The following is a 24,759-nucleotide window of genomic DNA, read 5'->3' as shown; positions in this document are numbered from 1 at the left end:
AATTATATCGGCAGGGCTATGTATACCTTAGCGGAGTATTTCTTCTATGCGGACCAATTCTTCCGGAGTGAAATCAAGCCGCTCCAGGCATTTCAGCGAATCCGCCAGCTGCTCCGGCCTACTCGCACCGACCAACACGGAAGTCACACGCGGATCTTTTAACAACCATGATAAAGCCATCTGCGCTAAAGATTGTCCTCTTGATGAGGCAATATCATTCAACTTTCTTACTTGCTGCACTTTATCAGCCGTAATCTCATTTGTTTGTAGATGTCCGCTAGCTTTTGCCGCTCTTGAATCGTCCGGAATGTTGTTCAGGTACTTGTCCGTCAGAAGACCCTGTGCAAGTGGCGAAAATGGAATACAGCCCACACCCCGCTCCTCCAGCAAGTTCAACAATCCGCCTTCTACCCAGCGTTCCATCATGGAATACTTCGGTTGATGTATCAAGCATGGCGTACCCAGATCATTTAAAATGTCGAATGCCCGGGCGGCAAGATCTGCAGGATAGTTTGAGATGCCCACATATAACGCCTTGCCTTGTCGCACAAATAAATCAAGTGCACCCATTGTTTCTTCTAGTGGCGTCTCCGGATCCGGACGATGATGGTAAAAGATATCAACATAGTCCAAGCCCATCCGCTTCAGACTCTGGTCTAAACTCGCCGTGAGGTATTTCTTAGATCCAAAATCACCGTAAGGCCCTGCCCACATGTCGTATCCGGCTTTCGTGGAAATAATTAGCTCGTCGCGATAAGGTAGGAAGTCTTGCTTTAAGAGCTTTCCAAAATTACTTTCCGCAGTACCATATGGTGGACCGTAATTATTCGCTAAATCGAAATGTGTAATGCCGCTGTCGAATGCCAGTTGAAGGATCTTTCTATAATTTTCGGGGACATCTACGTCCCCGAAATTATGCCATAATCCCAATGAAATTAAAGGCAACTTAATTCCACTCTTACCGCATCTGCGGTACTCCATTTGTTTATATCTGTCTGGTGATGCCGTGTAAGTCATATTATTTTGTGCTTGACGCTTCTTCAGTCTTTGGGTTCCACTCTTCAGTGCTATAGTTTATTTTCCACAAGTCATAACGTTTAAGCTGGCGCTTCAATCTTGGCTGAAAATTATCCCAATCCTTATGCTCCTTTTTGCTCCAAAGCACTTCGCTCAATGCAGTCATGCGTGGGAAAATCATGTACTCTAGTTTTTTAGCGTTTTTAACATATTCTGTCCATAGATTCGCTTGCGCGCCTAAAACATATTTGTGCTCATCTGCAGCCAATTCACCTGGTATAGGCTCGTAGTTGTAAACCTTTTTAAGGGGAATATAACCACCGATGGTTACAGAATCTTCTTTCTTGGTCTGTGAATAATCAAAATAAACGTAAGTAGTTGGGGTCATGATCACATCGTGCTTCTGTTTTGCTGCTTCAATTCCACCCTTTTCACCTCTCCAGCTCATTACGGTTGCATTTGGAGCCAATCCGCCTTCCAGGATTTCATCCCACCCGATGATTTTCTTGCCTTTAGCGTTGATGTATTTTTCCATCCTTTGTATGAAATAGCTTTGCAATTCATGCTCATCTTTAAGGCCTTTTTCTTTGATCAGCTGCTGACAGAATGCTGAACGCTTCCAGTTTTCTTTTGGACTCTCATCACCACCGATATGTATGTAGGGCGCTGGAAACAATGCCACTACTTCATCAATAACGTCTTCAAGAAATTTAAAGGTCTTCTCTGAAGGACTGAAAACGTCTTCAAACACACCCCAGGTCTGCTGAACCTGCTTACCAGTCGTCGGACCAGCCCATACTGTTTTTGGAGGGAACTTGGTAGACTCTTCTGGGAAAGTGCTCAATTCCGGATAAGCTGCAATTGCCGCAGAGGCGTGACCAGGCATTTCAATTTCTGGTATAATGGTTACATATCTGGTCTGCGCATAACGCACAACCTCTTTTACCTCTTCCTGCGTGTAAAAACCGCCGTATTTTTGATTGTCATTGCCAGTGCCCGGGAAACGACCAATAATGGTCCCGTTTCTATAGCCACCAACGCTAGTTAATTTTGGATATTTCTTGATTTCAATGCGCCAGCCCTGATCTTCTGTCAAATGCCAATGAAAATAATTCATTTTATGCATCGCGATATAGTCGATGTATTTCTTGATGTAAGAAACAGGGAAGAAGTGTCTTCCAACATCCAGGTGCATGCCGCGGTAGCCAAATCTAGGCTCATCCTTTACTTGTACTAAAGGAATGGACAAAGCGCTAGCTTTCTCTACCGGCAGGAGCTGTATAAGCGTTTGAACGCCGTAGAAAACACCTTCAGGGTTTGCACCTGTTATTTCTACACCAGTCTTGGATGATCCGAACTTATATGCACCCAAAGTGTTGGACATCCCTTTATTGACACTGAGCGAAATGGCGTTTGGTGTCGCAACTTTGCTTGTCGCCAGTTGAAATCCGTAAATATCACGAAGAAATTCATTCAAGAATGTCGCGGAAGTTTGCGCCTGGGCATCCTTAACAATCAGTTTTGTTTTCGAATTGATGACAAATGTGCCTTGCTGAGTGGTCATTTCTGCAGGCATTGGAATGATCTCCACCTGCGCCTTAGCGACGATAAAGCTTCCCATTAACAGGAGCATACCTATTGCTTTTTTCATGTTCATATTTGGTTTGTTTTTTAGTTTTTGATTAGATGTGGTATAAAGTTCGAAGTATTTTCAGTTATCACGCCGCTGCTTTCCCGTATTCCGATGCCCGCGGCCTCCTGCCCGATTACCCAGGAACCGATTACAGCAGTCTTTCCGGTGTATTTTGGGACGTCAAAATGAGCCTGGCAGATGAAACCCTCAGCACCATATTCCCCTTTGGTCTGCGCCTCCACATAGCCGTTGCGAATGATCTGGATGTTGGCACCCTCGCGACTTAATATTGGTTTTCGCACATAGTTCGTTAAAGTATTTTCCGCCTCTGTATAAGCTTCGAGCAAATACGGGGACTCCGGAAATAACTCCCACAGAATTGGAAGAATCGCTTTATTCGACAAGATCATTTTCCATGCGGGCTCAATCCAACGTATATCTGTCTTCAGGAGCAGCTTCTCGAAGAAAGGCTCCTCAACCATCCACTCCCATGGATATAGTTTGAAAATGTTACGAATGGTCTGGTCTTCCATGTCTACAAATGTACCGCTGGCATCATCCCAACCAATATCATCCATGAAAATCAACCTGGTATCAAGTCCAGCCTGAATGGCACAATCGCGCAGGTATTCCACCGTTGTCAGATCCTCCAGTGATCCCTTGATACAGGCAAAGTGCAGCGGACCATCATGAAGATAAGGCTGCAGGTGCTTCCAGTAAGCGATTAACTGTTCATGAATTAAATTAAACTGGTCAGCGCTTTTCTCATAATCCTGCAGCCAGAACCATTGTACAATCCCGGCTTCAAACAATGATGTTGGGGTATCTGCATTGAACTCAAACAGCTTGATTTCCGATCCATTATAACCAAGATCAAAGCGTCCGTAAATGGAGGGCTCATCTGCTTCCCAGCTGTGTTCAATGTACTTAATTGCTTGCTCAGGTATAGAAAACAGCGGATATAACTTATGGTCAATTACATGTTGAACAGCAATCAAACACATGCGCCACAACTCCTTTGTGGCTTTTTCAAGTTCGGCGATCTCCGCGCTGCTCAGCTGATAATACGCGTCTTCCTTCCAATAAGGAACATCATCGGTATGAAAGCCGAAGCCAAGTTGCTCAACAGCAGCTTGCCAGTTATTTCTAGCCGTTATGGATACACGCTTCATCAGGCACCAACCTTGAAAGACCGGGAACCTCCGAAGCCACCACGAAGGGCTTTGCTCTTCGCTGCTGAACTGCCGATGTTTGAACTCCTGCTTAATGCACCTGAATAGTAGCCCGCATGCCTGAAGCCATTTGCGCCAAACATCCCGTATGGCCTGAATGCATAGTACCAAAGGAATAAAGGTAAATATGAACCTTGAGTATGCGTGTAAGAAGCTGTTGAATCCGAGCGCATATAAACTTCATTACTGTCCCAATTGGGTTCAGTTGGTTCCGACTTATTGCATGCAGCTAACGCGGATGTGATCAAAACAAGCGTCACATATTTAGATTTCTTCATGCTACTTCACCGTAATAAATATTTTGTAATTTTTCTGAATCGTTGCTGTCGTGTCATCACCGGAACTGGTTTTAACAACTTCAGTCGAAGTACCTAAGGCAGGTACCGTATCTAAATCAATAACGGTTTTTTCCTGTTGGCCTTTTACCCAGAAAATCTTTTCCGTTTTCATGACATCACGTGCGGAGTCAAGATGGTTTATTTCGACCTTCATCTCCACAGCACCATCCTTGTCGACCTCTTTTACTTTATCTTCATCATTCTGCTGTTGACAGCTCAGTAAAACAAGCGCTGACAACAAGGAGAACCACAATCCATTTTTCATTGATATTGATTATTTGGCCTAAAATAATGATTTTCCCAGCCAAATAATCAACATCTATAGCCCTTTATTTCCTTGATGTGGCGAATAACATCCTGAACTTTGCCAGTTTCGGATCAATGACCGCCTGACAATAGCCCTCCTCAGGATGCTTCAAATAAAAGTCCTGGTGTTCTGATTCCGCAAGGTAAAATGCTTCAAGCTGCTTGATCTCCGTAACAATTGGGCGGTCAAATATGGCCTGCATTTCAGCAAGTACCTTTTCGGCACTGCGCCTTTGATCATTGTTACTTACCAGTATAATACTTCTGTACTGCGTCCCCACATCTGCACCCTGCTGGTTGGGCGTTGTCGGATTATGCGTGCTTAAATGGATTCTTAACAGATCTTCATAGGTTATTTCTGCCGGATTAAAAGTCACCTGCACCACTTCCGCGTGGCCGGTTCTCCCTGAACAAACTTCCCGGTATGTGGGATTTGCAATTGCACCACCACTAAAGCCACTTTCAACGGTTTCAACGCCCTTCAGTTCCTTAAAAATGGCTTCTGTACACCAGAAGCACCCACCCCCCAGAACAGCTTTCTCAAATGGTGTTTCTATTTTATTCAAGGAGAGCGCATTCATGCAATACCTTAATCCACTTGGAGGCGGACCATCTGGGAACACGTGACCCAGGTGGGCATCACAGGTACTACATAGCGCCTCAATGCGGCGCATACCGTAACTTCTATCATTTTCATAGGCGATAGCACCCGGTTCAATAGGCTGTGTAAAAGATGGCCAGCCGGTGCCGGAATCGAACTTCTCGCGCCCGTCGAACAACAGGGTGCCACAACAGGCACAAGCGTATAGACCGGGCTCGAATGAGCTGCACATCGCTGCGCTATATGCACGTTCCGTACCCTTCAGCCGGGTTACCTCATAAACCTCCGGGCTTAATACTGCACGCCATTCCTCAGGCGTTTTCACAACCCTTTGTCTGGCTACAGGGTTGCCATGGTTTACAAACTTGAGGACATCTATATATTTTAACATCAGTCGGATCTTTAGTATTCAGACCGGTTCTTTTTCAACGCTTCCAACCTGGCCCTTTGTGCAGCAGCGCGGTGGCGCAGCCTTTCCTTCATCTCCTCATCCTGCTCAAGTTCTTCCGTATGATGATCTATCCAGGCTTGATATTGCTGTTCCTGATGATCAACATTGATGTTTAACTTACGTTGCAAGTTCTCACGTTTTGTTCTTAACTCCTGTAAGGTGTTGTTCCAATCCGCCTTTGTTGCGCCATCGGCCTCGAGATATTTCGTTTCTGCTGCTTTGATGTCCTCTCCAACTTTAGTGAGTTCAGAGTGCGCCGGAACATACACCTGTTCGTCCAGATTGTATCTGCTTAGATCACTTGTAAGCGAAAGCATTGCTGTATTCAAAGGCACTTCCCAGTCCTCCCAAATATGCGCAACCAGTACCGACCGGCCATTAGGTACATTCGCCGCGACAGCATCCAGGTAGTCCGAAACATTTTCAGCACGCAGGGTTTCAGAAGCAGATCCGGCGATCATCCCGCCGGCAACACCGACCAATAATCCTAGTGGTCCGGCGAGCAGCCCGATTAATCCACCAAGCACCCCACCACCAAGCGTACCAGATCCGGCATCGCTATCTTTAGCCGACCGAATGGAAGTTTTCCCCTCCGCATCTTTTGTCAGTATATAGGTTTCCCCAACAGAAATATCCTTATTATTGCCAAGTTGCTGAATGGCTTGTAAGCCTTTGAAAGCCTCAACTTCTGAGTTGAATACGGCTTGAATCATCTTTTCCATGGTATTAACAATTGTTTTAATAATACATTAAATACAATTTTTACGGAAGTAAGTTTTCGAGGCCACCACTTTGTATGCCTAGGTTAGGTTCCTATCCTTGAACCACACCTCATCAGGTGTTGCAGAAAAATGCATCATTTTCTCCAGCAGTTCCAGCGGATCCTGCTCATTAAACACCAGATCACGGTTTGTCTTTTTCAGGTAGCGTTGCGCTACCATAACGTCCATCTGCGCGAACAGGTGATCATAGTACCCACCTAAATTTAACACGCCAATAGCCTTGTTGTGAAGGCCAAGCTGAAGCCAGGTTAGTACTTCAAAGAACTCTTCCAGCGTTCCAAAGCCGCCCGGAAGGATCATAAAGCCATCAGCAAGGTCAGCCATCCGCTGCTTACGCTCGTGCATATTGGTCGTAACAACCATCTCGGTTAAACCCTTATGTCCCACTTCTTTGTCCATCAGAAACTGAGGAATGATGCCCATCACTTCACCGCCATGCCTTAGCATGCCGTCTGCAATCAAGCCCATAACCCCAACACTACCACCACCATAAATCAGGCGAATGCCACGACTTGCCATCTCTGCCGTTAGCTTCTCGACAGCCGCCTTAAGTAAGGGATCACCATTAAAGTTGGCACCACAGTAAACACAAATTGATTTCATAAATTTTTCACTTAATAACGAATATAGCTATTGGAAAGCTTCTCAGAAAAGAAGTTCCTTGCAGAAACAAAAAAGCCCCATGTGGCAATTGCCATATTGGGGCTTCATATACTTATATATTAGCGTGGCCCTGTGGGCGACCGTATAGTTACTATCGTGAGTAATTCGGTGCTTCTTTAGTAATGGAAACATCATGTGGGTGACTTTCACGCATACCGGCAGCAGTGATACGAACAAATTTAGCATTTTGAAGTGCCTCAATCGTTGCGGCACCGCAGTAATGCATGCCGGCACGTAATCCACCGATGTATTGATAGATCACCTCACCCAGGGTTCCTTTATAGGGTACACGCCCTACGATGCCTTCCGGAACAAGTTTCGTTACCACATCTTCCTCATCCTGAAAATAACGGTCCTTAGATCCTTGTTGCATGGCTTCTACAGAACCCATACCACGGTAAGACTTAAATTTACGTCCTTCATAGATGATGGTCTCACCTGGTGATTCCTCAACACCAGCAAACAATGAGCCTGCCATGATGGTACTTGCACCAGCAGCAATTGCCTTCACAATATCACCGGTTTGCTTAATACCACCATCTGCAATTACAGGAATACCAGTTCCTTTAAGCGCTTGCGCGCATTCGTAAACGGCATAAAGTTGAGGTACACCAACACCTGCAATGATACGGGTCGTACAGATTGAGCCTGGACCAATTCCGACTTTAACGGCATCAGCACCTGCTTCAGCCAAAGCCCGCGCAGCATCAGCCGTTGCAATATTCCCGGCAATTACCTGAAGATCAGGAAAACGTTTCTTGATGGCAACAACCATGTCGATTACGCCTTTTGAATGCCCATGCGCAGTATCAACTGTAACGACATCCACACCGGCTTGCACCAATGCAGCAACGCGGTCAATGTTGTCAGCTGCAACACCAACTGCCGCACCAACCCGAAGTCGGCCATGCTCATCTTTGCATGCTTTAGGGAAATTCTTGAATTTCTGGATGTCTTTGAAGGTAATTAACCCAGCCAGACGCCCCTCCTTATCAACAACCGGCAGTTTTTCTATTTTATAATCCTGAAGAATTTCTTCAGCTTGAAATAAAGTTGTACCCTCCGCTGCAGTGATCAGGTTTTCCTTTGTCATCACCTCAGAGATGGGACGCTGCATGTTTTTCTGAAATCTTAGATCACGATTAGTGATGATCCCAACCAACTTGCGGTCCGCATCAATAACCGGTATACCACCAATTCTATATTTATTCATGATCTGAAAAGCATCAGCAACTTTAGCATCCTTGCTCAAAGTTACCGGATCCTGGATCATGCCGCTTTCCGACCGCTTCACTTTGCGAACCTCGTCAGCCTGACGCTCAATGCTCATGTTCTTATGAAGCATGCCAATGCCACCTGCTTGTGCAATTGCGATAGCGAGATTAGATTCCGTCACCGTGTCCATGGCAGCAGAAACAACAGGAACGTTAAGGCGTATTTTCTTAGTTAAATATGTTTGCGTGTCCACGTCACGTGGAAGCACTTCGGAATATGCGGGTACCAACAACACGTCGTCGTAAGTCAGTCCTTCTGCAATAAATTTTTGGGGGTCGAGTTGCATAGCAAATAATTTAGGAGTTATTATTTGCCGGGCAAAACTACATTAATATTAGAGAATACACAAGGGCGCAAGCTATATACCTGGTCTTTTAACCTGAAACTGACAATTATTCAGTTTCAGGCTCTGTATGTTGACGCAATTGTTTCGGACCTTGAGGCCAGATAAATGCAGTCGTTTGCTTTTTCCAGCCCAGGCTCGTGTAAAAGTCGCCCTTGCCAGGTGCTGCTGTCAAAGTCACAAAGTGATAGTTTTCAAGTTTTTCATTGATTTTAGTAACCAGACTTTTGCCTAGTCCCAAACCCTGATAGGCAGGGTCAACAATAATGTCACCAAGTTGAGCGTAATAACGACCATCATCAATGGTTCTCCCGAAGGCAATGATCTGCTCCTCATAGTAAACGAAAAGCGTAATGCTGCTGTTACTAAAAGCAAGTTTGATCTCCTCTTCAACACGGGTGCGCCAGTTAACGTTATAGAACATCGAACAGATGTGCGTCCAGTCTATATTGTCAAGGTTTGGATTAAAAGTAAAGACAAGTTTATCTTTATCTAAGTGCGGCATATATATTAAATTTGTTTACCAACAACTACACTGGTGAAATGTTCCAATTTTAGATAGTTATTTGCCAGGGTAATAATTTCATCCGGTGTTATTGTCTTTACTATGTTTATGTAACGATCATAGTAACCGTAATCCAGCTTCGAGAAATATAGATTTTTAAACTTGTCAGCGTGAGAAAAGGCATTCTCAAGGCTACCCAACATGGCACCTAACATATAGTTACGAACCAGATCGAGTTCTTGTGTTTCCACAAGCTGGTTTTTAAGCAGTTCAATTTCAAGCGTAATCTCGTTGATGGCGTCATTACAAACTTCTGCACCAACCTCAGTCGCAATGAAGAAATACCCGGCATCACGTAAAGAAACGACAGCGGAACCGATGCCATAGGTATACCCTTTATCCTCACGAATGTTTGCCATCAGCCTGGAGCCAAAATAACCACCAAGTAAGGTATTTAGCACCTGAAATCCCGGAAAGTCTGGGTGGCTGCGATTAATCGCCAACCGTCCCATGCGAATTGCCGATTGCACCGCATCCGGACGATCTATAAAAATGTGCTTTCTGTCATTGAGTTTGAAGTTGAAAACATTCAACTTCGATGGTGTCGATTCTCCCCAGCTGCCTCCGAAATTCAAATTCAGTTGTTTGAAGGCATCATCGTCAAATTTACCTGCGGCGAAAATCGTGCAGTTCTCACGCTTATAAGCCGATTTAAAATATTCAAGTAAATCCTGACGTTGGATAGCGTCATAGTGCGATGGCTCGATATCAGAACCGTAGCTTGTGTCACCGAATATCTCATTGGCAAAATGCTTACGGGCAAGGTAGTCGTTCTTTTGCATGTTCACCTGAAGCGATTGCTTCTGATTTTGCACAAAGATGGCAAGCTCCTGTTGCGGAAAGATGCTCTCCGTGATGATGGATTTCAAAATCGGCAAAACAGCCGCAAGATGTTTATTTAGCGTATAAACACGGACACTGCTTTGGTCCGCGCCATATTCTGTTTGTAGAAAAGCACCATAGTAGTCAACCTGTTCAGCAATTTCCTTAGCGCTGAGCGTTGGCGTACCATTGTTAATCAGCTGGTTCACCGCTATCGCTTGAAGGGGCTTATTTGCATCGAAATTGACGTTTTCAAAAATAAATTCTATTCTTACAAGTGGTTGTTGCCCGGCATTAATGGTGAAAACTGGAATACCGTTATCTAACTGCTGGTGTACTGGAGCGAGAAAGTTTATATCATTAACCTGTCTGAATTCAGGTGTTAGCGTTCTATTAAGCATCTTTTTTGATCAAATAATACAATGTGGAACATTTGTCTGGATGGAAAGTTGCCTGTGCCGCTTCCTGAATCTTCTCCGGCGTTACAGCCAGGTACTTGTCAATCTCTGCGTTCAGCCAATCTGCATCTCCCAATAGTTCATAATAAGCAAGGTTCATCGCTTTGTCAAGCAGGCTGAGCTCTGCAAAGACCATAATGGATTCTGACTTATTTTTCACCTTGGTGATTTCTTCATCCGTAACCCGCGTCGTTTTAATGAATTCCAGTTCCTTCCAAACTGCCGCTTCTGCTTCCTGTACTGTAACGCCTTCGATCAACTTGCCTTCAATCACAAACAAACCTTCATCCATGCTACTGGTGATGTAAGCGTGTATGTCGCTAAAAAGCTGCTGTTCCTTTAAGAGGCTGTTGTACAAACGCGATGACTGCCCTTGCGATAATACATCCGACATTAAGTCGAAGGTTTGATAAGCAGGATCTCGTCGAGCCGGCATTTTAAATGCCATGTATATCGCATTTAAAGGCACATCAGCGTAAACGATTTCCTTCCTTGGAGCGCTTTGTTCAGGCTCTACGGGAAGGTTTCTCACATACTTATTACCTGAAGGTATCGGTGCAAACCATTTCTCCGCAAGCTGTCGCACCTCTTCTGTTTTCACATTACCCCCAACAACCATAATGGCATTGCTTGGATTGTAGTGTTTATTGAAAAATGCTTTCACATCCTCCATCCTGGCATGTTCAATCTGCGCCAGATCCTGGCCGATGGTTGCCCATTTGTAAGGGTGAACCTGGTAAGCTAAAGGCCGAAGTTTCAACCATACGTCACCATAAGGCTGATTCAAGTAGCGTTGTTTAAACTCCTCACATACTACATTACGCTGCGTTTCCAGACTCTTCTCTGAAAAGGCCAGACTAAGCATCCGGTCGCTTTCCAACCAGAAGGCAGTTTCGAGGTTTGTTGCAGGTAAGGTGATGTAATAGTTCGTGATGTCGTTACTGGTGAAAGCATTGTTTTCTCCACCTACCCTTTGCAGGGGCTCATCGTAACTCGGAATATTAATAGAACCTCCAAACATGAGGTGTTCGAATAAATGGGCGAACCCGGTTTTCCCAGGCTCTTCGTCTCTGGCGCCTACATCATAAAGAATGTTTAGCACGGCCATTGGTGTTGTATCATCTTCATGAACCAAAACCCGAAGGCCATTGGATAATGTAAAACGGTTAAAATCTACCATAAAATATAAAAAAGTTCCGGCAAATATAGCTATTCGCGACAGGGGAAATGTGATATTCTTGTGAAATAATAATCTCATAGGTAATGGTATATTTGTCCTATGAATACTGCCAATTTACTGGAACGGGCCTTGAATTTTGACTTCTTATCACAAGAAGAAGGTGTCTTTCTATATCATCATGCGGGTACAGCTGAACTCGCCTATGTTGCCAACGAACTGCGTAAAAAACAAGTTCCTAGCGGGAAGGTCACCTGGCAAATCGACCGGAATGTAAATACCACAAACGTGTGCATTGCGAACTGTAAGTTCTGTAACTTTTTCAGACGCCCCGGTCATGAGGATAGCTACATTACGGATATCGAAACCTACAAGCAAAAGATTGAAGAAACCTTTAGATTAGGCGGTGATCAATTGCTCCTGCAAGGTGGGCACCATCCGGATCTGGGCCTCGGTTTTTATGCCGATTTGTTTAAGAAACTAAAGGAACTTTATCCGGATCTAAAGCTACATGCTTTAGGCCCCCCAGAGATCGCACACGTGGCGAAGCTCGAAGGCATGACGCATACAGAAGTGCTGAGCGCCTTGAAGGCGGCAGGCATGGATTCTCTTCCTGGTGCAGGTGCAGAAATTCTGAACGACCGTGTCCGCAGGTTGATTTCCAAAGGCAAGTGTGGTGGACAAGAATGGTTGGACGTGATGCGGGCAGCGCATCAGCTGGACATTACCACGTCGGCCACCATGATGTTCGGGCATGTGGAAACCATCGAGGAGCGCTTTGAGCATCTGGTATGGATTAGAGAGGTACAGTCCGAAAAACCTGCAGATGCCAATGGCTTTCTGGCTTTCATACCATGGCCATTTCAAGACGATGGCACGTTACTTAAACGCCTTCGCGGCATAAGCAACAACGTGTCTGGTGACGAATATATTCGGATGCTGGCATTAAGTCGTATCATGCTGCCGAACATTAAGAACATTCAGGCAAGCTGGCTTACTGTAGGTAAGTCCGTAGCGCAGATGTGTCTGCATTCAGGTGCCAATGATTTCGGCTCAATTATGATTGAGGAGAATGTGGTATCCGCAGCGGGTGCGCCACACCGTTTTACGGCAAAAGGTATTCAGGAAGCCATCATGGAAGCTGGATTTATCCCGCAGCTACGTGGTCAGAAATATAACTATCGTGAACTACCAAAAGAAATGGAAGAACAGGTAATAACTTACTAGGACAACAAGTAAACTTCCTTTTCTTAATGATATAAAAAAACGGCGGCCGAGAAATCGACCGCCGTTTTCGTTTCTTGCTAAAATTAAATGTTCACTTTAAATTGCCCTAAAACAGTTCTTAGTGCAGCTACAGTGATAGGTTCATCGAAAGCTTCAGAAGCTCTCGCCGAATCAACAGCTGAGTTACCATTGATACCTGTGATGGTATTTCCCGCCTGTTGTACGTTTTCTTCACCAGCATAAGCACCTTGACCTAAGCGGCCATCTGTTTCGTCATTTAAAGATATCCAGGGCTGTAAAGTTCCTGATTGTCCCCTGCTGATGCGCATCAACCTGATTTTGGTCGAGTGACGTGCTTCTACAGCATGCATGCCCAAAGCAGCAGACAGATATGGACTGCCTAATAAATCTCCGGCAACACCCTTAGTGGCGCGCAAGCCAGTATCTTCAAGGCCTTGTGCAATCTGAAGAAAACTACGGAAGTTTTTAAAAGGTTCAGAGAACTCCTTGTTTCCTGTATAATCGTATGAGCCCACGCCTACAGGTGTACCACCTGCAGCTTTGATCGTATCCTGTAAGAATTTAACATGGCCCAATTCATGATCCCTGATGATTCCAATTGCTGCTTTATCTGCGGCTGCAGTTGATCCGCTACCAAAAGCAGCTTCACTAAAACCTCTTGTATAGAATGCTGCTGAAAAGTGCTCAATTGCAAGACCAATGTTTAGCGCATTTATAATCGCAGGACTAGCAGTCTGTCCGTAAGCCTTTTTGAACATGGTTCCCACAGCAAGTGGTACAGAAGCAGCAGCAACTTTTTTACCGAAGCTAAAGAAGTCCTTCATTGCGGCTCTGCGTGGGCTGATGCGTTCATAGATCTCGCCGTCAACCTTTTCGATTTCATTAAGTATATTTAAAAAATTCATTGTCGTTCTGTTTAAGCTGTTGGTAAATTACTAGCGTTGATTTCAGTAGTGATGTATTTTTTAACACGGGATAACACATCTGCTGGCTTAAGCGGCTGCTCCTGCCCATTAGATCCTACAACACCGGCTGTAAAGTCGTTTGGTTTAATCGTTTCGCGGATGTATGCCGCATGTCGGGCTTCTACAGAAACGATCTTCGCAGCAACTGTTAAGAAGTCTTTAGACTTTAACAGTGGTGCTACACCGTTATATGCCGCTACACCGATATCTTCCATTTCTTTAGCAGCCTCCAATACAGATGAACGGTCAGCGAAATTTACCTTACTAAAATCGAAGGCCAGATTTCCGATCTTACCATCACCCAGAACATTTCTCAATAGCTCACGGTGCGCAATTTCATGCAGCTGAATGTCGATCAGGTACTCCTTTTCAGTCGCATTTATACCCGACCATGGAGATTCCACAACTTTCGTATAGAATGCAGCTTCCAGCTGTTCAAGCGCATACGCAAAATTTAACAGCCCCGTATCACCCGATCCAAGATTAACTTTGTCTTCTCCAGGTACAATGGGGTCCGTCGGACCAACGTAATCTTTATCTTTGCTACAGCCGGCAGCCATTAATGCTACCCCTACTGCGCTCGCGCCCGCAAACTGGAGGAAGGAACGCCGAGGCAAGGTTGAACTTGAAATACGCTCAGTTTGCTGAGCAGTATCTTGATCTTCTTGTATTATATTCTTCATGGGAATGTAGATTGATTAATTTGCAATTTAGATTAACTACGAATGTTTATGAACTTTTTCGTGGCATTGAGAAAGAAATTGTGTAGTAGTTTCACACTGCTACACAGCTGATTTCTAGTATATTAACACAAACGAATTCGAATGACTAGCACAATTAATGCCATAATCGTTGATGATGAGGAATTTGCAAGATCCTCCCTGTATTTTTTGCTTCAGGAAAATTGTAAAGTGGTGCATATCACCGGAATAGCAAAGTCAGTCGCTGAAGCAAAAACGCTCCTTCAAAAAGATCAGGTACATTTAATTTTTCTTGACATCGCAATGCCTGGTCAGAATGGTTTCGAGCTAATTAGTGCCGCTGAGCAGCATAAAGCACATGTGGTATTCACAACTGCATATGACCAGTATGCACTGAAAGCTATTAAAGCCAACGCACTAGACTATCTTTTAAAACCAATTGATATTGATGAACTTAAAGAAACGGTAGACAAAGCTGTAAAATACATTTCGCTACAGCAGCATGACCCAGTTGCGAACAGCAGACTTTCGAACTTTAAGCAAGACTTAGCGCATAAAAATGTTCGCAAAATTAGTTTACCGAACGGCCAGGGATACACGCTAATTGATTTGAGTCAAATCGTACACATTGAAGCAGACAGCAACTACTCTGTATTCTATTTACATGATGATGAGAAGATTACCGTTTCCAAAGTGCTGAAAGAGTACGAAGAAATCCTGCCCGAAGGCGAGTTCGTACGGGTTCATAAGTCCAGCATCGTAAATTTACACTACCTTCAGGAATATAATTCCAGGAATGGCCTGGAACTTACCCTAAAAAATGGACAGCGCATCGCGGTTTCCAGAAGAAGGGCAAGCGACTTCCTGGAAAGGGTGAGAAATTATACACAGCTCTAAATTGCGCCTGGTGCTTAAAATAAAGATTCTTTTTACTTCCATTCTACTCCTGCTCTTTTCAACGCAGCTGCTCATCGCGCAGACGAGCTACATCGAACATTACGACATTAAAGACGGACTACCCAGTAACACCTGCTTTTTCAGTATTCAGGATAGCCAAGGCTACATCTGGATAGGTACCGACGCAGGCGTAAGTAGATTCGACGGAAAGTACTTCCGGAATTTCAGTATTGATGATGGTTTGCCCGACAATCAGATTCTACAGATCAAGGAGGATCGTTTGGGCAGGATCTGGTTCCTCAGTTTCAGTGGGAAGCTAAGCTATTTTAAAAAGGGCAAAATATTTAATAAATCAAATTCCGACTTACTTCGAAAGCTGAATATTACGGAAATCATAATATCCTTTTTTGAAGACGATGAGGGTAGGTTGTGGTTCGGCAGTAACAAAAACATCTTGTACATGTACGATGGCGACAAGCTTTTGCGCTTTAGTTCCAGGGATATGAACATGCAGTTTATTAATGCCTCAGTGTACCAGGATGCACAGCAGAACATCTGGATCATAAACGAGCATGCTGTGATGCGCTATAAAAACGGCAGTTTTTATCCTGCAACGCACATCCCTAATACGCTATCGCACAAGACAATAGATATCAAGACCGGAGGCAAACTGCTGCTGCTTGATGCAACCGGTTTGAGATCAATTGATAATGGTATAAGTACAATTGAGCTCCATATTCCTAAAGCCATGCTCAACACTAAGCTTGGCTTCATTCATGCCAGCGCCACGGAATTATGGCTCAGCAACAACGAAGGCGTAACCGTGTATCAGAAAGGATCGCCTGCAAAACAGTACCTGCACAACATACCAACCAGCCAGGTAATTAAGGATAGATCCGATAACATGTGGTTCACCACGTCAAATGGGATTTACATGCTCCCCCGTGAGGAAAATCGAACTTACATAATCGGGCAGGCAGAAGGACTATCCAGCAATTATATAAAAAGTATTTCCAAAGATAAGCATAGACGATTATGGTTAGGGATGGATAAGGGCGTCATAAACGTCCTGGAGAAAAACGCTGTTTCCATTCGTGAACTCAGGCTGGAGACTATCGGTGCTAAAGGGAATATTAAGCAGCTGCATATTGATAGCCTAAATCAGTCGATGTACTTCAGCACCGATTTCAGTATTGGACGTATTAACGACATCTATGGCGTACAAAAACCGGAGTTGCTGCAAGAAGTCACCAATTCAGTTATCGCCGTTAAAAATTTTAGCCTCAGTTCTAGGAATGAGCTGGCGATTGCGTCTGCCTCAGGCGTTTTCTCTATCAAAAATCCCTTACAAAACTTTCAGTTCCATGCCTTGAAGCTGAGCAAAGGCCAAAACTTCTATGCTGGCCGGGCTTATGCTGTTCACTTCAACCAGGAAGGTGCACTCTGGTACTCAAACATTGACGGCTTAAACGCCATCGGAGCGCCTGGCCTTATTACAGCTGCGGATAGAGCATACTTCAGCGAAAAACGCATTAATGACATTAACACATTAGAGAATGGCATGCTTGTAATCGCGACGGACGGGTACGGACTTGCCTATATTCAGGACGGAAAAATCATCAAGAAGATCACCGTCAACGATGGCCTTGCCGACAACATTTGCAAAAAGCTCTTTGTGGATGGTAATCACCTCTGGGTTATTACGAACAATGGTATTAACAACATCTGTATAGACGGGCCGGAAATTGAGATTCAAAGTTTTGAATATACAAACGCCCTGTTAAAGAACGATGTTAACGACCTTTACATCGGCAAAACAACAGCCTACTTTGCAACAAATAATGGCTTAGTCTATTTTCCTAAGAAGGGCTTCACGAAGAAGAATAAAGCCCCTAAGGTCATCGTGTCCGCCATCTTAAACAACAACAGTAACCTGGAGGTTGCCGACACCCTCCAGGCTTTGAACCCATCAAAAAACAACATTACTTTTATCTTTAGCGCGATAGACTTTCAAAAACAGGATTTACTATACCGGTTCAGACTCAAACCAGAAGACACCTGGACAGAAACCCGAAACCGTCGCCTGGAATTCTCCTCTTTATCACCAGGCAATTACACTTTCGAAATCAGTACCAGATCCAACAGCACAGACTGGAGTGATCCGACAAGAATAAAGTTCAAGCTGGAGGAACATTTCTGGCAAAGAAACTGGTTCATTTTTGTGCTGTTAATAGCCGCGAGTTTCACTTTCTACAAGATTGCCGTAATTATCACCAAATGGCAGAAAAACCAGGAACAAAAACAACTTGTGCTGAAACATAAAATCCTCATCCTGGAGCAGCGTGCCCTTCTGGCGATGATGAACCCACACTTTATTTTTAATGTGATGAACTCTGTGCAACATTACATCAATACAAAGGATACGTCCTCTGCCAACAAGATATTAACAGGCTTTGCGAGATTGATTCGTAAGAATCTTGAAATATGTACCAAAAGCTTCATCTCCCTGGAGGAAGAGCTTGAATATTTAAACCTTTACCTCGGACTGGAGAAAAAACGTTTTGGAGGTAAATTAAATTATACCATAGAGATCGATCCGAATATTGATAAAGAAGAGATTTTAATCCCTTCTATGCTGCTCCAGCCCTACATAGAAAATGCAATCTGGCATGGCATCATGCCTAAGGAGGAAGGTGGCCACATCAACATCACCATGGAGGTTGTAGATCAGGAACAGTTGCTCATCAACATTGTTGATGACGGGATTGGTATTGAGAATTCCCAGAAATTAAAGAATACCGATCACACGAGTAAGGGAATGAGTCTCACACAGGAACGTGTACAATTGTTGAATCAAACTGAAGACATATTTATACAAATCCACATCAGACAACGGGGTGAAACCGGCACAATGGTAACAATACAGATCCCGATTCGATAAATATTACCGTTTACTCAGGATAGACTACCACTAACTCAAATAATCTGGTGGGTTCTTAAGTTTGTACTAAACTTGTATCAGAAATTAAACAAACATGGTTTGTTAAAGCGCGTTCTTATAGAATTGGTCAAAGATATGTTCACCTAACCTAAAAACAATATCTCAATTCAGGGTTTCATTTGTGTGTTAAAAGTGGTAAAGCCAAAATCTTTACCACTTTTTTTTTTGCCCTGAAATCCCAAGTGTAATTTTCACACATCTTTTAAATTTCAGCTTGTAAGATTTATTTATTTTTTAATTTTGCAGGGTACAACCAATACACCCCAAAAAAACATTTTGTATCTTAATTAAAGAGTTAACCAGCTATTTTATTTGATTTGTATGATAACGACTAAGAAATCCGCTAAGAGAAGTTCTGTTGATAATACCGGCTTTGAAGATGAGAATTTACAGGGGATTCAAACCATCAGCTTTAGCAAAATGTCTCCTTTCGATGATGAAGACGACTTTGATTTGCCTTTGGATGATTTGGACACCTTAGATACTTTTGATTCTGACGACGACGATGATTATTAACTGGTAAAAAAAACTTAATATTGAAGCATCCTAAACAGGATGCTTTTTAATTTATGGCCCATTCAACAAGCATGCAGATCATAGAAGTAAATAATAAAAGTACACGTACCGCTTTTCTGAACGTTCCACACCTGATCTATAAAAACGATGAAAACTGGATCTGTCCTTTAGACCAGGATGTCGAACAAATCTTTGATCCTAAGAAAAACCCCTTCTTCAGTCATGGTGTTTGTACCAGATGGATTCTAAAGGATGATCAAGGCCAGATCGTCGGACGTGTTGCCGCCTTCATCAATTTTAAGAAAGCGCAGCAATACGAGGTACCTACCGGTGGAATGGGGTTTTTCGAATGTATCGATGATGCTGAAGCAGCTACATTGCTTTTCTCTACTGCAGAAGAATGGTTGAAAGCGCAGGACATGAAGGCGATGGAAGGACCAATTAACTTCGGGGAGAATGACTCTTTCTGGGGCTTGCTTGTTGAAGGTTTTACAGCACCCTCTTACGGGATGAACTACAATCCACCCTATTACCACCAACTCTTCAAAGCTTATGGCTTTGAGACTGCTTATGAGCAAATTACCAATCACCTTGATATCACAAAACCATTTCCCGAGCGCTTCACCAAAATTGCAAACTGGGTAGCCAATAAGCCAGGCTATACCTTTGAACATTTCTCTAAGAAGAACTCCGAAAAGTATGTAAGCGACCTGATGGAGATCTACAATGATGCCTGGAAAGACTTCAAGAACTTTGTACCGATCAAAAAAGAAACGCTGATGGAGTCCTTTAAGAAGATGGAGACCATAATGGATGAAAAACTGATCTGGTTTGCCTATGTAAATGGAGAACCAGCCTCCTTTTTAGTGACCATTCCAGATGCAAATCAAATGATCAAAGGTTTTAATGGTAAGCTTGGATTACTGCAGATGTTAATATTCGCATATCGACGCTGGAAAGGTGTTTCCAGGATGCGCGCGATAGTAATGGGTACGAAAACGGCCTATCAGAAACATGGACTTGAATCAGCGCTGTTTATTACATTAGGCAAGTATGTGCTGCCGCTGAATCAATATGAGGAACTGGAAATGTCCTGGGTAGGTGATTTTAATGATAAGATGCTGGCCATTCATGAAGCAACGGGTGCCGCTTTTGGTAAGCGGCACATGACATTGCGTAAGGATTTTTAGCTTTCGCCTCTTATTTCTTCGTAAAGATCAATAACCTTCTTTTGAAGCTTGATGATCTCTTCCTCCCGTGCAGACAATCTTTCTTTGAGGCTGTTAATTTCTTCAAAGTTTACCGACTGTGGGTTTTCTCCTTCTTTAGAAATGATGTCCATTGTAGACACCTCAAAAAGGTTTGCTATTTGTTCTAATCTGGAGATATTTATATCTGTGATGCCCGTTTCAATTTTGGAAAATGCAGGTATGGAAATCTTCAAGCGTTTAGCGACTTCCCCCTGGCTCCATCCATTTTTCTGTCGTAGCTGTCGAATATTTTTACCGATAATGTTCATGATAGTTTTTTAACTGTGTGTTTCTTCCCCTAGGCCTTCAACTCGCGTGCCAGTTTAATAAGATCTAAACCGCTGAAATTTCCTGAACTCATAAGCAATAAGTTCGTGTTAGTAAAATTCATTGCTAAAAGATGGCTTTCCAGGGCCGTTCTGTCGTTAAAGAAGATTAAATTATCATCTTTAAAAGCCCCCTGAACATCCATCTCCGTGAACGGTGTAATTTTTTTGTGTTTAAATGTAATTTCATCGATATACACGATTGCCTGATCTGCCTTCGTCATCGTATTTTCATATTGCATTAAAAAGGCTTTATTCAAGCTACTGAATGTATGCAACTCTATACAAGCAACTAACTTCCTGTCAGGAAACTGAGACTTCACGGCAGTAATTGTCGCTTCAAGCTTCGATGGCGAGTGTGCGAAATCCTTGTACACATTTGAAGTAGCCGTTTGACCAATCAGCTCCAGGCGTTTTGCAGCACCTTTGAATGAAGCGATCGCCTCGTCAAATTGCTGTTCAGAAATATCCAGGCTTGCGCAAACGTGCTTTGCAGCACTCAAATTCATCAGGTTGTGGTTACCAAAAACGTTCAGTGGTGTTCCACCTGGCAGCAACCGTGTTATGCCATCCTGCACGTCATGTGCCGGAATCTGATAAGGAATCTTCTCAATTGAAGCCGCTGATGCCTCCACAACCTTCCTCACCTCCGCATCTAGCTCACAGTAAATTAACTTACCGCCTGGCTGTATGGTATTGATGAAAGTGTCGAACTGCTCAATGTAATTTTCGAAGGTTGGAAATACATTAATGTGATCCCATGCAATCCCGCTAATGACGGCAACGTTGGCCTTATAAAGATGGAACTTCGGTCTCCGGTCAATCGGCGAAGCCAGGTACTCGTCGCCTTCAATGATGATTACCAGAGCCTCATTTGTTAGCTTCACCATCGTGTCAAAACCTGCTAACTGCGCACCAACCAGATAGTCGAAATCACGATTGTAGAAGTTTAGTACATGAAGGATCATGGAGGTGATGGTGGTTTTACCATGACTACCACCAATAACAACCCTTAACTTATCCTTGGTTTGTTCATAGATGTATTCCGGATAAGAATAAACCTTCACGCCAAGTTCCTGTGCCTTCAACAACTCTGGGTTATCGGGGAAAGCGTGCATGCCTAGAATCACAGCATCGAGCGCTGTGCTGATCCGATCAGCATCCCAACCCATAACCTCCGGCAATAAGCCGAAGCGTGCAAGTCTGCTGCTGGATGGTTCAAAAACCGCATCATCAGAGCCGGTGATTTGAAAGCCCTTTTTATGTAGTGCGATAGCCAGGTTGTGCATAGCACTACCGCCTATCGCAATGAAATGTATACGCATAAACGTTATTTTTTTAAAAAACGGGCAGCAACCCAGTCATTAATCTTTTTGTGGTCCTGGTATTCGATACCCACGGCAGCGGAGGCGGTTTTGATCATCTCTAAATCCGGAGATTCATAAAATCCGCTATACACGATCGATCCACCTGCCTTTAGGACGGCTGCATACCGGTCTATCTGATCTAACAGAATGTTCCTGTTGATGTTGGCAAGAATCACGTCGAACTCGGTATCCGGAATAACTTCTTTTCCCCCACAAATAATCCCGATGCCATCAATGTTATTCAAAGCCGCGTTTTCAACGGTACTTTCATAACAAACCTGATCGTAGTCGATCGCAGTAAGCGCTGTTGCACCTTTCTTCGCCGCTAAGAAGGCCAGGATTCCCGTTCCGCAACCCATATCTAACACTTTCTTACCTTCAAGATCCATGGTCAAGATGTATTCCATCATCATGGTTGTGGTTTGATGATGCCCCGTACCAAATGCCATCTTCGGATCAATTACGATCTCAAAGGGATACTCCGGTCTTGGCGCATGGAAAGTTGCCCGTACGTAACACTGATCGCTGATTATTAGAGGCTCGAAATTTTTCTCCCACTCCTCGTTCCAGTTCTGCCCCGCAATTTCCGCGACCTCGTAGCTGTATTCCAGCGTGTCACCAATGGCATCAGTCAACAGATTTTTTAAAGCAGATTCCTGAAATTGATCGCCTTCAATAAATGCTGAAAAGCCCTTCGCGGTATCTTCGAAAGTGTTAAAGCCGATATCAGCAAGATCACTGATGAGTAGATCTTGCTGATACGCTTCTATACTTTGGAACGTAAAAGTTACTTGTATATACTGCATTAGGAATTAAATGCTTTAACAATATCTGTAAAATCACGGGATTTCAAGGATGCACCGCCAATCAGGCCGCCATCGATGTCGGGCTGTGCGAACAACTCCGCAGCATTTTTCGGATTGCAGCTACCACCATAAAGGATGCTGATGCCTTCTGCAACTTCTGCGCCGAACTTTGCAGCGATCTCTGCTCTGATGAATGCATGAACTTCCTGTGCCTGATCTGAAGATGCCGTAAGGCCGGTTCCAATCGCCCATACTGGTTCATAGGCAATAACAACTTTAGCAAAGTCTGCTGCAGGTAAATCGAAAATGCCATTTGTCAGTTGCGATTTGATCACCTCAAAGTAATCACCGTTATTACGCTCATCCAGCGTCTCGCCAATGCAGAAGATTGGAATAAGATCATGCGCTAAAGCAGCTTTAGTCTTTTCTGCTAAAAGCAGGTCGTTTTCAGCACAATATTGTCTGCGTTCAGAGTGACCGATGATCACATAACTGCAACCTACAGACTTAACCATCTTTGCAGAGATCTCTCCGGTAAAGGCACCAGATTCATTCTGATGGCAATTCTGCGCACCGATATGAACCGTTGTACCACCTAATTTGGCAAGGCTATTCAGGTGAATATATGGCGCACAGATAATGGCTTGCTGATCGCCCTTTTTTTCATCGCGAACCATGTTGACGATTTCCGAAAACAACGAAAGGCCTTCAGAATAGTCCATATTCATCTTCCAGTTCCCAGCTACAATTTTTTTCCTCATGATATTGGTTTTTATAAGTTTAGGTTAAGCAGTGCCGAAGGCATTGCAGTTATTTAAAGTTTCTGTTGACAGCTGTTAATTCAAATACTTCTTTTAAGATGTTCTTCTCTGTTTCATCCAGGACCATGTTCCTTCTTTCGAATACTTTGGCAGCGGTTTCAAACATCTTATTGAGTGTGTACACCTCATAACCATGCGAGCCGCCCCATGAAAAGTCCGGAATGAAGTTCCGCGGGAAGCCTGCACCGAAAATATTGGCGCTCACACCTGCGACCGTGCCGGTGTTGAACATCGTATTAATTGCACATTTCGCATGGTCAGCCATGATGAGCCCACAAAATTGCAGCCCGGTTTTACGGAAGCTCTCTTTCTGGTAGTCCCACAAGCGTACTTCTGCATAATTATTCTTCAGGTTACTGTTGTTGGAGTCTGCACCAATGTTGCACCACTCCCCCAATACAGAATTCCCAAGGTAACCTTCATGTCCTTTTGAGGAATGTCCCCAGATAACGGCATTGTTGATTTCACCAGCTACGCGGCAGTAAGGTCCAATGGTTGTTTGTCCGTAAATCTTCGCACCCATCTTCACCTGAGAGTCGTGGCCAAGTACAAATGATCCCCTAATGTTAGCGCCTTCCCATACCTGCGCGTTCTTGCCAAGATAGATAGGTCCGGCTTTAGTGTTAAAGGTTGAACATTCTGCCTCAACACCCGCCTCAACAAATATATCCTGACCGATTACAGTGTTTGTGGAGCTAAGCGCGGCGGAAGTCCTCCCAGCGGTCAACAGTTTGAAATCCTTACGGATTTCGGCATCATTGAATTTGAATATATCTTCGGGATGAACAATACGTATGAAGGCTGCTTCATAGGCTACCGGTCGTCCTTGCGGCTGTACCGGATCGAAGTGCATACCTGGCTCCAGTCTTGCTGCGAGCAAAAGGTCATCCTTCATCAGGACATCCCCGATTTGCAATGCACTTATAACATCAACCAGTTGCTCATCAGGACATACAGAGCCGTTGATGTAAAATTCGACGTTTGATTTAGACTGATATTTGGTGGAGAGATAAGCCTGCGTGATAAACCCTGCATCTGCATGCAGGTATTTGGACCACTTTTCGGCTATTGTTAATATACCCAGCCTGAGATCGGCAACGGGCCTGGTAAAGGTCAATGGACGGAGCGAATTCCATACACCATCATCAAATAAATTGATTGTCATAAGCAACAAAAATAAAAAAAGTCCCGGTGCGAG

The 24,759-nt window shown here is 43.9% G+C and carries 24 protein-coding genes; 5 read left to right on the top strand and 19 right to left on the bottom strand.

The features are described from left to right. Window positions 1–27: 27 nt before the first annotated feature. The 12 genes from mgrA to IEW69_RS05375 all read right to left on the bottom strand — a co-directional run bounded on the left by mgrA (window position 28) and on the right by IEW69_RS05375 (window position 11,666). Window positions 28–1,017, bottom strand: a complete 990-nt coding sequence (gene mgrA, locus IEW69_RS05430) for an L-glyceraldehyde 3-phosphate reductase (RefSeq protein ID WP_188625818.1) — start codon at window positions 1,015–1,017, stop codon at window positions 28–30. Between the two features lies 1 nt (window position 1,018). Next, window positions 1,019–2,668 (bottom strand): beta-N-acetylhexosaminidase, encoded by a 1,650-nt coding sequence (locus tag IEW69_RS05425; protein ID WP_188625817.1) that lies wholly within the window; start codon window positions 2,666–2,668, stop codon window positions 1,019–1,021. Window positions 2,669–2,688: 20 nt separating this feature from the next. Further along, window positions 2,689–3,822, bottom strand: coding sequence for a glutathionylspermidine synthase family protein (locus IEW69_RS05420; protein ID WP_188625816.1), 1,134 nt, complete (start codon window positions 3,820–3,822; stop codon window positions 2,689–2,691). After that, window positions 3,822–4,160 (bottom strand): hypothetical protein, encoded by a 339-nt coding sequence (locus IEW69_RS05415; protein WP_188625815.1) that lies wholly within the window; start codon window positions 4,158–4,160, stop codon window positions 3,822–3,824. Before IEW69_RS05415 ends, IEW69_RS05420 begins: the two co-directional genes overlap by 1 nt. A 1-nt stretch (window position 4,161) precedes the next feature. Beyond that, the gene (locus IEW69_RS05410) at window positions 4,162–4,485 is read right to left on the bottom strand and encodes a hypothetical protein (RefSeq protein ID WP_188625814.1); all 324 of its coding nucleotides are present in this window, start codon (window positions 4,483–4,485) and stop codon (window positions 4,162–4,164) included. A 64-nt stretch (window positions 4,486–4,549) separates the two neighbouring features. After that, window positions 4,550–5,518, bottom strand: coding sequence for a peptide-methionine (S)-S-oxide reductase MsrA (gene msrA, locus IEW69_RS05405; protein WP_188625813.1), 969 nt, complete (start codon window positions 5,516–5,518; stop codon window positions 4,550–4,552). Between the two features lie 11 nt (window positions 5,519–5,529). Continuing rightward, entirely contained in the window at window positions 5,530–6,300 is a 771-nt protein-coding gene (locus tag IEW69_RS05400) for a DUF1269 domain-containing protein (protein ID WP_188625812.1), read from the bottom strand. 78 nt (window positions 6,301–6,378) lie between these two features. Continuing rightward, window positions 6,379–6,963, bottom strand: a complete 585-nt coding sequence (locus IEW69_RS05395) for an LOG family protein (protein ID WP_188625811.1) — start codon at window positions 6,961–6,963, stop codon at window positions 6,379–6,381. A 151-nt stretch (window positions 6,964–7,114) separates the two neighbouring features. Further along, entirely contained in the window at window positions 7,115–8,584 is a 1,470-nt protein-coding gene (gene guaB / locus IEW69_RS05390; protein ID WP_188625810.1) for an IMP dehydrogenase, read from the bottom strand. 106 nt (window positions 8,585–8,690) lie between these two features. Beyond that, window positions 8,691–9,146 (bottom strand): GNAT family N-acetyltransferase, encoded by a 456-nt coding sequence (locus IEW69_RS05385; RefSeq protein WP_188625809.1) that lies wholly within the window; start codon window positions 9,144–9,146, stop codon window positions 8,691–8,693. A gap of 5 nt (window positions 9,147–9,151) precedes the next feature. Continuing rightward, entirely contained in the window at window positions 9,152–10,429 is a 1,278-nt protein-coding gene (locus IEW69_RS05380) for a M16 family metallopeptidase (RefSeq protein ID WP_188625808.1), read from the bottom strand. Beyond that, a complete protein-coding gene (locus IEW69_RS05375) occupies window positions 10,422–11,666 on the bottom strand; it encodes a M16 family metallopeptidase (RefSeq protein WP_188625807.1) in 1,245 nt (414 codons plus the stop codon). The genes IEW69_RS05380 and IEW69_RS05375 overlap by 8 nt, the downstream gene beginning before the upstream one ends. 99 nt (window positions 11,667–11,765) lie before the next feature. Here IEW69_RS05375 and mqnC point away from each other — a divergent pair, with 99 nt between their 5' ends. Further along, entirely contained in the window at window positions 11,766–12,890 is a 1,125-nt protein-coding gene (mqnC, locus tag IEW69_RS05370) for a cyclic dehypoxanthinyl futalosine synthase (RefSeq protein ID WP_188625806.1), read from the top strand. Window positions 12,891–12,973: 83 nt separating this feature from the next. Here the strand turns inward: mqnC and IEW69_RS05365 are convergent, their stop codons facing one another. Continuing rightward, on the bottom strand, window positions 12,974–13,816 hold the full coding sequence (locus IEW69_RS05365) for a ferritin-like domain-containing protein (protein ID WP_188625805.1): 843 nt from the start codon (window positions 13,814–13,816) through the stop codon (window positions 12,974–12,976). Between the two features lie 11 nt (window positions 13,817–13,827). Beyond that, entirely contained in the window at window positions 13,828–14,559 is a 732-nt protein-coding gene (locus IEW69_RS05360) for a ferritin-like domain-containing protein (RefSeq protein WP_188625804.1), read from the bottom strand. Window positions 14,560–14,700: 141 nt separating this feature from the next. On the opposite strand from IEW69_RS05360, the gene IEW69_RS05355 reads away from it, so the two are divergent. The 4 genes from IEW69_RS05355 (at window position 14,701) to IEW69_RS05340 (ending at window position 20,181) form a co-directional block, all read left to right on the top strand. Further along, the gene (locus tag IEW69_RS05355) at window positions 14,701–15,474 is read left to right on the top strand and encodes a LytR/AlgR family response regulator transcription factor (protein ID WP_188625803.1); all 774 of its coding nucleotides are present in this window, start codon (window positions 14,701–14,703) and stop codon (window positions 15,472–15,474) included. 10 nt (window positions 15,475–15,484) lie between these two features. After that, window positions 15,485–18,415, top strand: a complete 2,931-nt coding sequence (locus IEW69_RS05350) for a sensor histidine kinase (protein WP_229663522.1) — start codon at window positions 15,485–15,487, stop codon at window positions 18,413–18,415. 381 nt (window positions 18,416–18,796) lie between these two features. After that, window positions 18,797–18,991 (top strand): hypothetical protein, encoded by a 195-nt coding sequence (locus IEW69_RS05345; RefSeq protein ID WP_188626063.1) that lies wholly within the window; start codon window positions 18,797–18,799, stop codon window positions 18,989–18,991. A 71-nt stretch (window positions 18,992–19,062) separates the two neighbouring features. Next, window positions 19,063–20,181, top strand: coding sequence for a GNAT family N-acetyltransferase (locus IEW69_RS05340; RefSeq protein WP_188625802.1), 1,119 nt, complete (start codon window positions 19,063–19,065; stop codon window positions 20,179–20,181). Here IEW69_RS05340 and IEW69_RS05335 read toward each other — a convergent pair. From IEW69_RS05335 to IEW69_RS05315, 5 genes are read right to left on the bottom strand one after another with little or no spacing between them, the layout of a single operon-like run. Further along, complete coding sequence (locus tag IEW69_RS05335; protein WP_188625801.1) at window positions 20,178–20,510, bottom strand: helix-turn-helix domain-containing protein; 333 nt, start codon at window positions 20,508–20,510, stop codon at window positions 20,178–20,180. The genes IEW69_RS05340 and IEW69_RS05335 overlap by 4 nt on opposite strands. Before the next feature lie 29 nt (window positions 20,511–20,539). Then, the gene (locus tag IEW69_RS05330) at window positions 20,540–21,892 is read right to left on the bottom strand and encodes a UDP-N-acetylmuramate--L-alanine ligase (protein WP_188625800.1); all 1,353 of its coding nucleotides are present in this window, start codon (window positions 21,890–21,892) and stop codon (window positions 20,540–20,542) included. A gap of 5 nt (window positions 21,893–21,897) precedes the next feature. Beyond that, window positions 21,898–22,740: a 50S ribosomal protein L11 methyltransferase gene (prmA, locus tag IEW69_RS05325; protein ID WP_188625799.1), complete on the bottom strand. Its 843-nt coding sequence runs from the start codon at window positions 22,738–22,740 to the stop codon at window positions 21,898–21,900. Beyond that, window positions 22,740–23,501, bottom strand: coding sequence for a triose-phosphate isomerase (tpiA, locus tag IEW69_RS05320; RefSeq protein WP_188625798.1), 762 nt, complete (start codon window positions 23,499–23,501; stop codon window positions 22,740–22,742). Before tpiA ends, prmA begins: the two co-directional genes overlap by 1 nt. 49 nt (window positions 23,502–23,550) lie before the next feature. Next, window positions 23,551–24,726 carry a putative sugar nucleotidyl transferase gene (locus IEW69_RS05315; RefSeq protein WP_188625797.1) on the bottom strand — a complete coding sequence of 392 codons (1,176 nt, stop codon included), beginning with the start codon at window positions 24,724–24,726 and terminating at the stop codon, window positions 23,551–23,553. Between the last annotated feature and the right edge of the window lie 33 nt (window positions 24,727–24,759).

The organism is Pedobacter quisquiliarum, from assembly GCF_014642175.1.
Classification (GTDB): Bacteria; Bacteroidota; Bacteroidia; order Sphingobacteriales; family Sphingobacteriaceae; genus Pedobacter; species Pedobacter quisquiliarum.
The sequence above is the reverse complement of the archived record's forward strand: the minus strand, read 5'-3'. Positions and strand labels throughout refer to the sequence as shown.